Origin of the sequence: Prauserella flavalba, assembly GCF_003202235.1 — a bacterium.
GTDB classification, from domain to species: Bacteria; Actinomycetota; Actinomycetes; order Mycobacteriales; family Pseudonocardiaceae; genus Prauserella_A; species Prauserella_A flavalba.
In genome coordinates this window covers 401,472-415,645 of record NZ_MASU01000001.1, presented here as the reverse complement: position 1 = coordinate 415,645, position 14,174 = coordinate 401,472, and the positions used below count along the sequence as shown (strand labels likewise).

Here is a 14,174-nt window from a genome sequence, read left to right as displayed (position 1 = left end):
ATTCCGCGCCTGCTACTGCTCTTGCGTCGTCTCGTCCGGCTCGGTGTTCCCGGCTTCGTCACCGGCGGGAGCCGCTTCGCCGTTCTCTCCGTTGGGGACGTCCGACGGCTTGTCCGCGTTGCGTGCCACGGCGAGCAGGGTGTTGCCTTCGTCGAGGTTGATCAAACGCACCCCCTTCGTCTGCCGTCCGGCCTTGCGCACCTGTCCGGCGGGAGTCCGGATGACCCCGCCGCTCGAGGTGATCGCGTACAGCTCGTCGTCCGCGTCGACGATGATTGCCCCCACCAGCCTGCCACGTTTCCGGTCGTGCTGAATGGTGAGCACACCCTTGCCGCCGCGGCCCTGCACCGGATAGTCCTCGATGGGGGTCCGCTTCGCATAGCCGCCATCAGTGGCGACCAGCAGGAACGTGTCCTCCCTGACCACGCTGATGCCGAGCAGCTCGTCACCCTCGTTGAACCGCATGCCCAGCACGCCCGAGGTCGCCCGACCCATCGGACGAAGCGCCTCGTCGGTGGCGTGGAACCGGATCGACTGGCCGTCGGACGACACCAGTAGCAGGTCGTCCTCCGCGGAGGCCAGCACGGCGCCGACCAGCTCGTCGCCCTCGCGCAGGTTGATGCCGATCAGGCCGCCAGCGCGCGGCGAGTCGAAGTCGCTGAGCTTGGACTTCTTGACCAGGCCGTTCCTGGTCGCGAGCACGAGGTACGGCGCGACCTCGTAGTTCGGGATCTCGATGACGCTCGCGATCTGCTCGTCCGGCTGGAACGCCAGCAGGTTCGCCACGTGCTGGCCGCGCGCGTTGCGGTTGGCCTCGGGCAGGTCGTAGGCCTTCGCCCGGTAGACGCGGCCCTTGTTCGTGAAGAACAGGATCCAGTCGTGCGTCGAGCACACGAAGAAGTGCTGGACGATGTCGTCCTGCTTGAGTGTCGCGCCCTGCACGCCCTTACCGCCGCGCTTCTGCGAGCGGTACAGGTCGGTCTTGGTCCGTTTGGCGTACCCGGTGCGGGTGATGGTCACGACGACGTCCTCGACCGCGATCAGGTCCTCGATCGAGACCTCGCCGTCGAACGGGATGATCTGCGTGCGCCGGTCGTCGCCGTACTTCTCGACGATCTCGGTGAGCTCCTCGCGGACGATGGTGCGCTGCCGCTCGGGCTTGTCGAGGATGTCCTGCAGGTCGGCGATCCTGGCCTCGATCTCGGCCAACTCGTCGACGATCTTCTGGCGTTCCAGTGCGGCGAGCCTGCGCAGCTGCATGTCGAGGATCGCGGTGGCCTGGATCTCGTCGATGTCGAGCAGCTCGATCAGGCCGGTGCGGGCCTCGTCGACGGTCGGCGACCGGCGGATCAATGCGATCACGGCGTCGAGCTGGTCGAGCGCCTTGACCAGACCGCGCAGGATGTGGGCCCGCTCCTCGGCCTTGCGCAGCCGGAACCGGGTGCGCCGGACGATGACCTCGATCTGGTGCTTCACGTAGTGGCGGATCATCTGGTCGAGCCGCAGCGTGCGGGGCACGCCGTCGACCAGCGCCAGCATGTTGACGCCGAAGTTGTACTGCAGCTGGGTGTGCTTGTAGAGGTTGTTCAGCACCACCTTGGCGACCGCGTCGCGCTTGAGCGTGACCACGATCCGCATGCCGCTGCGGCTGTTCGACTCGTCGGCGATGTCCGCGATGCCCGTGAGCTTCCCGTCGCGGACGAGGGCGGCGATGTTCTCCACCAGGTTGTCGGGGTTGACCTGGTAGGGCAGCTCGGTGACGACCAGGATCGTGCGACCCTTGGCGTCCTCCTCGACCTCCACCACCGCACGCATGCGCACGGAGCCGCGGCCGGTGCGGTAGGCGTCGGCGATGCCCGAGGTGCCCAGGATGAGGCCCTTGGTCGGGAAGTCGGGGCCCTTGATGCGCTGCATCAGCGCGGCGAGCAGCTCGTCGTCGTCGGCGTCCGGGTTCTCCAGCGCCCAGACGACGCCGTCGGCGACCTCACGCAGGTTGTGCGGCGGGATGTTGGTCGCCATGCCCACCGCGATGCCCGAACCGCCGTTGACCAGTAGGTTCGGGATTCGGCTCGGCAGGACGTCCGGCTCCTGCGTGCGGCCGTCGTAGTTGTCGGAGAAGTCGACGGTCTCCTCTTCGATGTCCCGCAGCATCTCCATGGCCAGCGGGTCGAGGCGCGACTCGGTGTACCGCATGGCCGCGGCGGGGTCGTTGCCCGGCGAACCGAAGTTGCCCTGGCCGTCGATGAGCGGGTAGCGCATCGACCACGGCTGCGCGAGCCGGACGAGTGCGTCGTAGATCGCCGAGTCGCCGTGCGGGTGGTAGTTACCCATCACGTCACCGACGACACGGGAGCACTTGTTGTACCCGCGGTCGGGGCGGAAGCCGGAGTCGTACATCGAGTACAGGACGCGGCGGTGCACGGGCTTGAGCCCGTCGCGCACGTCGGGCAGCGCCCGCGACACGATGACGCTCATCGCGTAGTCGATGTAGGAGCGCTGCATCTCCTGCTGGATGTCGACCGGCTCGATGCGGTCGTGATCCGGAGGCAAGGTTTCCGTCATAGGTCCTTCTCGGTTGGACAGTCCTGGCGTGGACGGGGTTTCGGGGCGTTACACGTCCAGGAAGCGAACGTCCTTGGCGTTACGGGTGATGAACGAACGCCGGGCCTCGACGTCCTCGCCCATCAGCACGGAGAACAGCTCGTCGGCGGTGGCCGCGTCGTCGAGCGTCACCTGGAGCAGCACGCGGTTGGCCGGGTCCATTGTGGTCTCCCACAGCTCCTCGGCGTTCATCTCACCGAGACCCTTGTACCGCTGGATCGCGTCGTCCTTCGGCAGGCGCCTGCCCGCCGCGGCGCCGGCCTCCAGCAGCCCGTCGCGCTCCTTGTCCGAGTAGGCGTACTCCGGCTCGGAACGCGGCCACTTGATCTTGTAGAGCGGGGGCTGGGCGAGATAGACGTAGCCCTGCTCCACGAGCGGCCGCATGAACCGGAACAGCAGCGTCAGCAGCAGCGTGCGGATGTGCTGACCGTCCACATCGGCGTCGGCCATCAGCACGATCTTGTGGTAGCGCAGCTTGGAGATGTCGAAGTCGTCGTGAATGCCGGTGCCCAGCGCGGTGATCAGCGACTGGACCTCATTGTTCTTCAGCACGCGGTCAATGCGTGCCTTCTCCACGTTGATGATCTTGCCTCGGATCGGCAGGATCGCCTGGAACTTCGAGTCCCGCCCCTCCTTGGCGGAGCCACCCGCGGAGTCACCCTCCACGATGTAGAGCTCGCACTCCTCGGGATTGGTGGAGCGGCAGTCCTTGAGCTTGCCGGGCAGGCCGCCGATGTCCATTGCGCCCTTGCGGCGAACCAGGTCGCGGGCCTTGCGAGCGGCCATCCGCGCCTGCGCGCTCGACACCGCCTTGTTGATGATGATCTTGGCTTCGGAGGGGTTGCGCTCGAACCAGTCGGCCAGCCACTCGTTGCAGGTGGACTGCACGAACGACTTCGCTTCGCTGTTGCCCAGCTTGGTCTTGGTCTGGCCCTCGAACTGCGGTTCGGAGAGCTTGATCGAGACGATGCCGGCGAGACCCTCGCGCACGTCGTCACCGGTGAGGTTGGCGTCCTTCTCCTTGAGCAGCTTCTTCTCGCGCGCGTAGCTGTTGACCACGCGGGTCAGCGCGGCGCGGAAGCCCTCCTCGTGAGTACCGCCCTCGTGTGTGTTGATCGTGTTGGCGAAGGTGTACACCGACGGCGTGAAGCCGTTGTTCCACTGCATCGCGACCTCCACTTCGAGGCCGTCGCCCTTGGCCTCGAACGAGATCACCGACGGGTGGATCGGGTCCTTGCTGCCGTTGATGTACCTGACGAAGTCCTCGAGCCCGCCCGGGTAGTGGTAGGTGCGCTCCTTGATCTGCGCACGCTCCCCCGTCGCGTCCTCACCGTTCTCCTCGGCGACCCGCTCGTCGCGCAGCACCATGGTGAGGCCCTTGTTCAGGAACGCCATCTCCTGGAGCCTGCGTGCGACGGTCTCGGCGCTGTAGTGAGTGGTCTCGAAGATGTCGGGGTCGGCCCAGAACGTGACGCTGGTACCGGTGCGGTCGGTGGGGCCGAGATCGCGCAGCTCACCGGGCTCGGAGCGGTCGTAGTGCTGCGCCCAGATCCGGCCGTTCACGTGGATCTCGACATCGAGCGCGGTGGACAGCGCGTTGACCACGGAGACGCCCACACCGTGCAGACCACCGGAGACCGCGTAGGACTCGCTGTCGAACTTGCCGCCTGCATGCAGCACGGTGAGCACGACCTCGACGGTGGGCCGCTGCTCCTTGGGATGGATGTCGACCGGGATGCCACGGCCGTCGTCGACCACCCGGACGCCGCCGTCGGCGAGCAGGGTGACGTCGACCTTGGTGGCGTAGCCGGCCATCGCCTCGTCGACCGAATTGTCGACGACTTCCTGGATGAGATGGTGCAAACCACGCTCACCGGTCGACCCGATGTACATGCCGGGGCGTTTACGAACGGCTTCGAGACCCTCGAGAACCGTGATGGAGGACGCGCTGTATTCACTCTGGTTCGCTGCCACCGGCCTGATTTCTCCTCGTCTCACCCAACGCGCGCACGGGTGTGTGCCTGTCGGTCGGGCACGCCGCTCGATACTCGTCCGGCATCAATCCGGCTTGCCTCTACAAGTTTACTTGGCCAGCTCTGCTCACATGCACCAAGGACACCCCTGATTTCGTCACAGAGCGACGATCTCGACGTCAACCGGGTCCCGCCGTAGCCAACGGAGGCCTCGCGCCGGATTCGCGCAATCGGGCGGCGTCTTTGGAACGGCTAGCCGTAGGTGTCGCGCGGACCCCGGCCCGGAACGTGCCTCGGGCCTTTGCGCCAGCTCGGCGCCGTCGGGCCCTGGATCCGCATGCGCTTGACGACACCGTGCCCCACCCCCGCCGCAATCTTCGCCAGCAGCTGGCGCTGCAGCAACCGCAGCTGGGTCGCCCAGGCGGTGGAGCTGGCCCGCACGGTCAGCTCACCCTCCTTGAGCGCGACCGGCTGGGCGTGCTCCGCGACCTCCTCGCCGACGAGCCGCGTCCACTGCCCGAAGACCTGGCCGTTGGCGAGCCGGTCGCTCCAACCGAGCTGCGTCGCCATGCGTGACGCGAGTCTCCCGAGCGGCTGCGGGTCGCGCTCGTCGACACCGGGGCCGGACCAGCGCCTGCGCCTGGGGTTCTGTGCCCGGCCGAGCGCCGGCTTGGCACCGGGCCTGCGGACGCCCGGCTCGTGTCCACGGGCGGCGGCCCGCTCCCTCGCCGCCTGCAGTGCGGCGTGGGCGAGGTCCCTGCCCTGTGGACTGTCGGCGGACCCCGTCTCGTTCGGCCCAGCGGCACTGTTACGCTCGGTGTCTCGTTTGGGGGAATCACCGGCATAACCGCCCACCCGAGGGGTATTGACCACCTCATCTGGGCCTTCAGTCACGCGCGGCGATAACAGGTTCGCCGTGTTATCCACACTATCCACAGACTTATCCCCAGATCGGTGGGTAACTTGTGTGGCCCCAGTCACCTTCGGTCGTCGCTGTGGTTGATCATGGCTTTGATCAGGCACGTCGTACCTCACCCTCCGAAACCGCGAACCGCGTGCCCGCCAGCTCCTCGGGCACGTCTTCATCCACAGCCGCGGTGACGAGCACCTGCTCCGCACTCGCCGCGACCTCCGCCAGCCGGGCGCGACGCCTGCGGTCCAACTCCGCGAACACGTCATCCAGCAACAAAACGGGCTCACCCCCCGCCTCGCCTCGTAACAGCTCGTAGGACCCGAGCCGCAACGCCAGCGCGAACGACCACGACTCGCCGTGGCTGGCGTACCCCTTGGCCGGGGCTTCGCCGAGCACGAGCTCCAACTCGTCCCGATGGGGTCCGACCAGGCTTACCCCACGTTCCAGCTCCGCCGCGCGCGACTCGCCGAGCGCCTCGAGGAGGATCCCGGCGAGCTTCTCCTCGTCGGCCCGCTCACCACCGGGAACGCCGTAGCCCACCGGCAACGATTCGCCGAGGCCCGACCGGTACGCGATCCTGGCGGGCCGCGAGTCCGGGGCGACCCCCGCATACGCCGCTGCCGTGTGCGGGGCGAGGTCGGCCACCAGGTTCAACCGAGCCGCCAGCAGCTGAGCGCCCGCCGTGGCCAGGTGGTTGTCCCACACCTCGAGCGTCGACAGCGCGTACGGATCGTCGCCCCTGCGCTTGCCGGCCGACTTCAGCAGGGCGTTGCGCTGCTTCAGCACCTTGTCGTACTCGCTGCGCACACCCGCATAGCGCGGGGCGCGCAGCACGAGCAGCTCGTCGAGGAACCGCCTTCGCTCACCCGGGTCGCCGCGCACGAGCGCGAGGTCCTCGGGAGAGAACAGCACCGTGCGCAGGATCCCCAGCACGTCGCGGGGCCTGCCGACCGCGCCCCGGTTCACCCGCGCGCGGTTGGCCCGGCCGGGCGCGATCTCCAGCTCGACGGTGAGTTCGCGGCCCTCGTTCACCACGGCGACGCGCACCAGCGCCCGCTCGCACCCGTGCCTGATCAGGGGTGCGTCGGTCGCGACCCGGTGCGAGCCCAGCGTGGCCACGTAACCGATCGCCTCGATGAGGTTCGTCTTCCCACGGCCGTTCTGCCCGACCAGTACGGTCGGGCCCGGCTCCAGCGGCAGGTCGACGTGCTCCCACGAGCGGAAGTCGGTCACCTGGAGGTGACGGAGGTACACGCCGCGCCGTGCCCTACTCGCCGACCTTCTTGACCGAGTGGCCGCCGAACTGGTTGCGCAGCGCGGCCACCGCACGCATGGCCGAGGAGTCCTTCTGCCGGGAGGAGAACCGGGCGAACAGCGCGGCCGAGATCACGGGCGCGGGCACGGCGTTGTTGATCGCCTCCTCCAGCGTCCACCTGCCCTCGCCGGAGTCCTCCACGTAACCCTCGAGGTCGTCGAGCTCCGGGTCCTCGTCCAGCGCCCTGACCAGCAGTTCCAGCAGCCACGAACGCACGACCGTGCCCCGCTGCCACGCCTTGATCACCGCGGGAACGTCCTCGACGACCTTCGCCGCCTCGAGCAGCTCGAAGCCCTCGGCGTAGGCCTGCATCAGGCCGTACTCGATGCCGTTGTGCACCATCTTCGCGTAGTGACCGGCGCCGACGGAGCCCGCGTGCGCGAAGCCCTCCTCGCGGGGACCGTCCGGACGCAGCGCGTCGAAGATCGGCATCGCCTGCTCGACGTGGGCCTTGTCGCCGCCGACCATCAGGCCGTAGCCGTTCTCCTTGCCCCACACCCCGCCGGACACGCCGACGTCGAGATAGCCGATGCCCTTGCCGGCGAGCAGCTCGGCGTTCTTCTTGTCGTCGCTGAACCGCGAGTTGCCGCCGTCGATCAGCAGGTCGCCCTCGCTGAGCAGGTCGCCGAGCTCGGCGACGGTCTGCCTGGTCGCCTCGCCGGCCGGCACCATGACCCAGACCATGCGCGGCGCGGCCAGTGCCGACACCAGCTCCGCGAGCGAGCCGGTGTCGGTCACCTCGGCGTTGCGGTCGTAGCCGACCACCTCGTGCCCGGCGGCACGCAGGCGCTCGCGCATGTTGAAGCCCATCTTGCCCAGGCCGACAAGTCCGAGCTGAACCATCAGATGTCCCCTCGTGTCTTTCGTACTCTCAGCCGGGAAGCCGCACCGGCATCAGCAGGTAGAGGTAACCGGGAACGACGTCGCCGTTCTCGTCGGCCGGCTTGATCAGCGCGGGCCGGTTGGGCGTGGTGAACGTCAGCTCCGCCCGGTCGGCGTGCAGCGCGCCGAGCCCGTCGACGAGGTAACCCGGGTTGAAGGCGATGGTCACGGGCTCGCCCTCGTAGTCGACCGGCAGCTCTTCCTCGGCACTGCCCTCGTCGTCGCCACCTGCCGAGAGCCGCAGGGTTCCCTCGCTGAACTCGAGCCGTACCTGGGTACCCCGCTCGGCGACCAGCGACACGCGCTTGATCGCCTCGGTCAGCACCGACACCATCAGCACCGCGCGGGACGTGTGCTGCGCCGGGAGCAGCTGCCGGTAAGGCGGGAACTCCGCGTCGAGCAGGCGGGTGGTGGTGTAGCGGCCGGAACCGGCGAGGCCGAGCAGCCCGTCGCCGCTCGCGAGGCCGACCTGCACGGTCGCACCGCTCGCGCCGAGCGACTTCGCCGCGTCGGCGAGCGTGCGGGCGGGCACGAGGACGGCCGCGTCGGCGAGCCCCTCGGCCGGCGACCAGCTGAACTCGCGCATCGCGAGCCGGAAACGGTCGGTGGCGACGAGCGTCAGGGTGCTGCCCGAGATCTCCAGCCGCATGCCGGTGAGCATCGGCAGCGTGTCGTCCTTACCGGCGGCCACCGCGACCTGCGCGACGGCCTGTGCGAACGCCTCGCCCGTGACCTCGCCTGCCAGATCCGGCTGCGCCGGCAGCTGCGGATAGTCCTCCACCGGCATGGTCGGCAGGCTGAAGCGCGCGTTTCCGCAGGTGATGGACGCGCGAGCACCGTCGACGGCGATCTCCACCGGCTGGGCAGGCAGCGCCTTGGTGATGTCCGCGAGGAGCCTGCCCGAGACGAGCGTGCGCCCGCCGTCGGCGATCGTGGCCGGGACGCCGACGGTCGCGGAGACCTCGTAGTCGAAGCCGGACACGGTCAGCGCGTCGGAACCCCCGTCGGCTCCTGCGTCGAGCAGCACACCGCCCAGCACGGGGACCGGCGGCCTGGAGGGAAGGCTTCGAGCCACCCAGGCGACGGCGTCAGCGAGCCCATCACGCTCGACGCGGATTTTCATGGCGCCCATCCTTTCGACAGCCGAGCCCGGGCGGCTCGAAAGACGACAAATCACCCCTGCAGACGCCCCCAATGGGCAGGGGCGGTCGAGGGGGCGTGGCTGTGTGGGTTCGCCCGGACGCGGTGCGTCGCACACCGACGACACCGGCACCGAGCGGACCGGGGTGTGGGTTTCCACGTTAGAGCGTGAGCGGCACCGCCGTCATCCCGGCCCAGTCAAGCGGCCGAGCGGGTATCCCCAGGTTCACAGCTCGCTTGTTTTTGTTTTGTTCTTCTTCGAAGAGATCTTTGTTCAGCCGTAGTAGTAAGGGCTGTGGGTTGTGTGGACAGGCGTCGTCCGCGCAGGTCCGAGCACGCGCGGACGTGTGGACAGCCGTGGTGGCAGCTCGGTGGAGAAGTCGGGGGCCGCGGTGGAGAACTTTCGCCGTCCTCAGTTGCTCCACAGCTGTCCCCAGGTTTCCACAGTTTTGTCCCCAGCTGTGGGTCGACCTGTGCCCAGCCCATGCACCGCCGATGCACCCCCGAAACGTGACCTGGATCGCCCCGGTGAGTGACAAAACCTAGGCCGCAGAACGACTTCGGGCCTCACGCGAGCCCGTCACGGCGACCACTCCGGCTGTGCAGACACATGTGACAGCTACCCATTGGGCCGCGGAAAGCACCTCCGACAGCACGACGAGGCCGGCGATCGCGCCCACCGCGGGCTCCAGACTTTCCAGAACTCCCACCGTTCGTGGCGGGATCCGGCGCAACGCGGCGAGGTCCAGTGAGTAGGGAACGACCGCCGACAACACCGCGACGAGCGCTCCGATGAGCAGCACGCGGGGGGCCACGAGCTCGGTACCGCTCTGTGCGATTCCCGCCGGGAGCCACAGAATCGCCGCGAACGCGACGGCGAGCGAGAGGGTCGACGCCGTCTCGCTTCGCCTGCCCGCCGTGCGGCTCACCAATAGATAGGCGGCCATCGACGCGCCGCTCGCGAGCGCGAACGCGACGCCCGCGAACGGAGCTCCGCCGCCGGGGCCGTGGAAGAGCCAGACGCCGAATCCCGCCAGCACCGCGGCCCCCGCTTCGGCGGGGCCACGAGAAGTAAGGAGTGCCAAGAGGATCGGGCCGAGCAACTGCAGCGTCGTCGCCATGCCGAGCGGCAACGTCGTGAGCGCGGGATAGATGAGGTTCATGCCGGCGATCGCGGTGCCGTAACCGGCCACGAGCGCGAATTCCCTGCGGGTGCGGGGAAGCGCGGGCCGGTGCCACGCGAGCAACCCGAGCGCCGCGATGCCGAGCCGCAGTGTCACCGTGCCGAGCGCGCCGGCGTCGGCGAACAGGCTCTTGCCGATCGCCTGCCCGACCTGGACGCTCACGACACTGCCCAGTACGAGCAGTGCTCCCCTGCCGACCATGAGGCGAGTGTCCGGCCGCGCGGACGCAGGCGTCCATCTCATCTTCGTGCGCGAATTCGTTTAGCCTCGACTACATGATTGACCTGCGGCGGCTGCGCGTGCTGCGGGTGCTCGCGGACGAGGGCACGATCACCGCGACGGCCGCGGCGCTGTACCTCACGCCGTCGGCGGTGTCGCAACAGCTGCGGCACCTCAGCCGTGACCTCGGGGTCGAGCTGCTGCGCCGCGAGGGCAGGCGGGTGCGGCTGACGCCGGAGGCGCAGATCCTGCTGCGGCACACCGAAGACCTGTACGCGCACTGGGAGCGCGCGAGGGCAGAGCTCGCCGCACGCGGCGGTGAGCCGATGGGCGAGCTACGGCTGTGCGGGGTGTCCTCGGCGATCGCCGCGCTCGTCACGCCCGCGCTTTCCCGGCTGCGCCAGGGGTTTCCGAAGCTCCACGTGCATATCAGAGAGGAGGAGAGCGGCGACTGCTACGAGCTGGTGGCCGCCGAGCAGGCCGACATCGCCGTGGTGCTGCCGACCTCCGACTCGCCGCCGGAGGGCGACCCGCGCTTCGAACGGAGGCCGCTGCTCGACGACGTACAGGACCTGCTCGTGCCCGCGGGGCACCCGCTGACCGAAGTGGACGGTGTGTCGCTCGCCGATGCCGCTGCCGAGGCGTGGATCGTGAAGCCGTACAACAACGACACCTACCCGTTGCTCGTCACCGCGTGCGCGACCGCCGGCTTCACACCCCGGATCTCCCACCACGTCAAGGAGTGGTTCGCGGTCTCGGCGCTCGTCGCCGAGGGCGCCGGGGTCTGCCTGCTGCCGAGGCTCGTCCCGATTCCGGAGGAACACGCGGTGGTGCGGATCCCGCTGCACGGCGAGCCGAGGCCGGCGCGCCGGTTCAGCACGTGTGTGCGCAAGGGCAGTGAGACCGCGCCCGCGATCGCCGCGGGGCTTTCGGTGTTGCGAGAGCTGGCTACTGACGTGCTCGCTGCTTGATCCGCGAGGTCAGCTCCTGCACCTGGTCGTAGATCCGGCGCCGTTCCGCCATCTCCTTGCGGATCTTCTTGTCGGCGTGCATCACCGTGGTGTGGTCTCGACCACCGAAGGTCTGCCCGATGCGCGGAAGCGACATGTCGGTGAGCTCGCGGCACAGATACATCGCGATCTGCCGCGCGGTCGCCAGCGCCTTCGTCTTGCCGGGCCCGCACAGGTCGTCGAGCGTGACGTCGAAGAACTCGGCCGTGACCCCCATGATCGTCGGGGCGCTGATCTCGGGCGCCTGCGAGTCGGGGATCAGATCGCGCAGCACGATCTCGGCGAGCCCGACGTCCACCGGCTGCTGGTTCAGCGAGGCGAAGGCGGTGACGCGAATGAGCGCGCCCTCGAGCTCGCGGATGTTGGCCTCGATGCGCGCCGCGATGAACTCGAGCACGTCACCGGGAACGGCGAGCCGGTCCTGCGCGGCCTTCTTGCGGAGGATCGCGATGCGGGTCTCCAGCTCGGGCGGCTGGATGTCGGTGATCAGGCCCCATTCGAACCGCGTGCGCAGGCGGTCCTCCAGCGTCTCCAGCCGCTTCGGCGGACGGTCGGAGGACACGACGATCTGCTTGTTCGCGTTGTGCAGCGTGTTGAAGGTGTGGAAGAACTCCTCCTGGGTTCCTTCCTTGCCTTCCAGGAACTGGATGTCGTCGACGAGCAGGATGTCGATGTCCCGGTAACGCCGCTGGAACGCGACCTTGCGGTCGTCGCGCAGCGAGTTGATGAAGTCGTTGGTGAACTCCTCGGTGGAGACGTACCGCACGCGCATGCCGGGGAACAGCCGCTGGGCGTAGTGCCCGACGGCGTGCAGCAGGTGGGTCTTGCCCAGTCCCGACTCTCCCCAGATGAAGAGCGGGTTGTACGCGCGCGACGGCGCCTCGGCGACGGCGACCGCGGCGGCGTGCGCGAAGCGGTTGGACGCACCGATGACGAACGTGTCGAACGTGTACTTCTCGTTGAGGCGGGTCTTCGACGTCTGCGGCTGCGCCGGAGCCGTGTAGGGCTGGCCCGCGATCGGCTGGCCGGAGAAGGTGGGCCAGATCTCGTGGACGGCGGCGAGCGCCTCGCCCTCCTCGTCCACCTCTTCCTCGCCGTCGTCCACCTGGTCCTGGACGTTCTTCGCGACGGGCATCGAGGGCATCGGTGGCCGCTGGCCTACGGGGCGTTCGACGCCGTCGGCGCGGGTGTGCCGCACGGCGGCGGGCACGGTGATCGTGTCCTCGGGCGGAGGCAGGGGCGGGCCGTCGGAGCGCAGGCCGTTGCCGCTCTCCACCCTGCCGGGTGAGTTCACGTACCGAGGAGGTGTGGCGGGCGCCGGCGCGCTGTCGGTGGTGTCGACCTTGACGGCGAGGGAGACCTCGCGGCCGAGCCTGCGGGAGAGCGCCGTGGTGATCGGCTCGCGCAGCGCGCGCTCGATGGCTTCCTTCGCGAAGTCACTCGGCGCGGCGAGCAGCGCGGTGCCGTCGAGGAGTCCGATGGGCCGGGTCACCCGCATCCACGCACGTTGCTGGGGGGACAGCGTGCCGTCGGAGAGCTCCCTGACGACCTGCTCCCAGACGACAGCCAGGTTCAGCTGGTGCTCAGACACCCTGCTCCGCTCCCCTCCCCTCGACCTTGGCCCCAGATAGCAGGTCGGTGTGGCCACCCGCGCAGCAGGTATCCACAAAGTTGTCCACAACTGTGCATCAATGTACGGCGGCCCGCGGGCACTCCCTCCCGCGGGATCAAGGTACGCCTGCCGAAGTCTCCCACCTTTCGGCGGCGTGAGTGCGCCCCTCGTTGATACTGAGAAGGGGCACGCTAACAAGACCCGCTGATTGCCACAAGCCGTCCTTCCGGGCAAGGATTTCATGATGTACGGCGTGTTGCCATTCGGTGCTGGAGCGTGTCGATGATCGATACCGTCGGCGGCGACGCAGCGTTACTCCAGGGGCCGGTTCCAGTGTCACCGGACAGGGTGCGTACCCTCGTAAGGTCTGCCGCTGACAGCGGGCCTTTTCTGCCTGCCCACGTTCCGTCGGCTGTCAGACAATACGAGTAGACGTTGAGACCAGGAGAACTGAGCCGTGAGCAAGGGCAAGCGCACCTTCCAGCCGAACAACCGCCGACGCGCTCGGACCCACGGGTTCCGGCTGCGGATGCGTACCCGCGCAGGTCGCGCCATTCTGGCCGCCCGCAGGCGCAAGGGCCGTCAGCAACTTTCCGCCTGATCCCGTCTGCCTGCGAGGCGCGGCGTGCTTCCTGCCAACGCTCGCCTGCGGCGGAGTGAGGAATTCCGTGCGGTCATGCGCGGCGGCGTCCGAGCCGGGCGCCGCCGCCTTGTGCTGCACGCGCTCGCCGGGAACGGCGGGCAGACCAAGGCGGGCTTGGTCGTGAGCAAGGCTGTGGGCAATTCGGTTGTGCGCCATCGAGTGAGCAGGCGCCTGAGGCACCTGCTGGCCGACCGGCTCGGAACCTTGCCGGCTGGTAGTGCGTTGGTTGTTCGGGCATTACCCGCCGCTGCCACCGCGACCAGTGCGGAGCTCGGCTCGGATCTCGACGCGGCGCTGCGACGGTTGAGCCTGTCGCCTTCCGCCCGCCACGACAATGGACCAGCGGTGTGAGTACAGAGCAAGTGGCCGGCACTGAGACGGCCGAGACCCAGAAGCCCGCCGACCGGGTGCGTCCGACGCCGGTGGCCTGGGTGCTCCTGCTGCCGATCAGGTTCTACCGCAAGGCCATCTCCCCGTTCCTTCCCCCGATGTGCCGGTTCTACCCGAGCTGCAGCACGTACGCGGCCGAGGCGCTGACGCGGCACGGAGCCGCTCGCGGCTCCTACCTCGCGATCCGCCGGCTGTTGCGATGCGGTCCGTGGACCCCGCCGGGACGAGACCCCGTGCCCGAGAAGTTCAGCTTCAGGCACCAAAGCCCTGGTATGTCTACCGAGGAGTAGCT

The 14,174-nt window shown here is 68.6% G+C and carries 12 protein-coding genes; 4 read left to right on the top strand and 8 right to left on the bottom strand.

Annotated elements, in window-relative coordinates; all coding sequences use genetic code 11:
- Nucleotides 1-12 precede the first annotated feature (12 nt).
- The 7 genes from gyrA to BA062_RS02070 form a co-directional block, all read right to left on the bottom strand.
- Nucleotides 13-2,562 (bottom strand): DNA gyrase subunit A, encoded by a 2,550-nt coding sequence (gene gyrA / locus BA062_RS02100; protein ID WP_110334280.1) that lies wholly within the window; start codon nt 2,560-2,562, stop codon nt 13-15.
- Between the two features lie 48 nt (nt 2,563-2,610).
- Nucleotides 2,611-4,575, bottom strand: a complete 1,965-nt coding sequence (gene gyrB / locus BA062_RS02095; protein WP_110334279.1) for a DNA topoisomerase (ATP-hydrolyzing) subunit B — start codon at nt 4,573-4,575, stop codon at nt 2,611-2,613.
- Nucleotides 4,576-4,826: 251 nt separating this feature from the next.
- A complete protein-coding gene (locus BA062_RS02090; RefSeq protein ID WP_425452838.1) occupies nt 4,827-5,468 on the bottom strand; it encodes a DciA family protein in 642 nt (213 codons plus the stop codon).
- 121 nt (nt 5,469-5,589) lie between these two features.
- On the bottom strand, nt 5,590-6,741 hold the full coding sequence (gene recF / locus BA062_RS02085; protein ID WP_110334277.1) for a DNA replication/repair protein RecF: 1,152 nt from the start codon (nt 6,739-6,741) through the stop codon (nt 5,590-5,592).
- A 13-nt stretch (nt 6,742-6,754) separates the two neighbouring features.
- Nucleotides 6,755-7,645, bottom strand: a complete 891-nt coding sequence (gene gnd / locus BA062_RS02080) for a phosphogluconate dehydrogenase (NAD(+)-dependent, decarboxylating) (protein WP_110334276.1) — start codon at nt 7,643-7,645, stop codon at nt 6,755-6,757.
- A 28-nt stretch (nt 7,646-7,673) separates the two neighbouring features.
- A complete protein-coding gene (dnaN, locus tag BA062_RS02075) occupies nt 7,674-8,807 on the bottom strand; it encodes a DNA polymerase III subunit beta (protein ID WP_110334275.1) in 1,134 nt (377 codons plus the stop codon).
- 559 nt (nt 8,808-9,366) lie between these two features.
- Nucleotides 9,367-10,209, bottom strand: a complete 843-nt coding sequence (locus BA062_RS02070) for an EamA family transporter (protein ID WP_110334274.1) — start codon at nt 10,207-10,209, stop codon at nt 9,367-9,369.
- Nucleotides 10,210-10,283: 74 nt separating this feature from the next.
- On the opposite strand from BA062_RS02070, the gene BA062_RS02065 reads away from it, so the two are divergent.
- On the top strand, nt 10,284-11,198 hold the full coding sequence (locus BA062_RS02065; protein WP_110334273.1) for a LysR family transcriptional regulator: 915 nt from the start codon (nt 10,284-10,286) through the stop codon (nt 11,196-11,198).
- Here BA062_RS02065 and dnaA read toward each other — a convergent pair.
- On the bottom strand, nt 11,176-12,828 hold the full coding sequence (dnaA, locus tag BA062_RS02060; protein ID WP_110334272.1) for a chromosomal replication initiator protein DnaA: 1,653 nt from the start codon (nt 12,826-12,828) through the stop codon (nt 11,176-11,178). The genes BA062_RS02065 and dnaA overlap by 23 nt on opposite strands.
- Nucleotides 12,829-13,306: 478 nt before the next feature.
- Here dnaA and rpmH point away from each other — a divergent pair, with 478 nt between their 5' ends.
- Genes rpmH through yidD form a run of 3 tightly spaced genes read left to right on the top strand, consistent with a single transcriptional unit; the run spans nt 13,307 to nt 14,172 of the window.
- Entirely contained in the window at nt 13,307-13,450 is a 144-nt protein-coding gene (gene rpmH / locus BA062_RS02055) for a 50S ribosomal protein L34 (RefSeq protein WP_091806362.1), read from the top strand.
- 24 nt (nt 13,451-13,474) lie between these two features.
- A complete protein-coding gene (gene rnpA, locus BA062_RS02050) occupies nt 13,475-13,843 on the top strand; it encodes a ribonuclease P protein component (protein WP_110334271.1) in 369 nt (122 codons plus the stop codon).
- Nucleotides 13,844-13,854: 11 nt separating this feature from the next.
- On the top strand, nt 13,855-14,172 hold the full coding sequence (gene yidD, locus BA062_RS02045) for a membrane protein insertion efficiency factor YidD (RefSeq protein WP_110334359.1): 318 nt from the start codon (nt 13,855-13,857) through the stop codon (nt 14,170-14,172).
- Nucleotides 14,173-14,174: the final 2 nt, after the last annotated feature.

Coding starts and splice junctions, on each gene's coding strand:
- BA062_RS02065 (WP_110334273.1), top strand. CDS start 10,284: ATGATTGACCTGCGGCGGCTGCGCGTGCTGCGGGTGCTCGCGGACGAG.
- gnd (WP_110334276.1), bottom strand. CDS start 7,645: ATGGTTCAGCTCGGACTTGTCGGCCTGGGCAAGATGGGCTTCAACATG.
- BA062_RS02070 (WP_110334274.1), bottom strand. CDS start 10,209: ATGGTCGGCAGGGGAGCACTGCTCGTACTGGGCAGTGTCGTGAGCGTC.
- gyrA (WP_110334280.1), bottom strand. CDS start 2,562: ATGACGGAAACCTTGCCTCCGGATCACGACCGCATCGAGCCGGTCGAC.
- dnaN (WP_110334275.1), bottom strand. CDS start 8,807: ATGAAAATCCGCGTCGAGCGTGATGGGCTCGCTGACGCCGTCGCCTGG.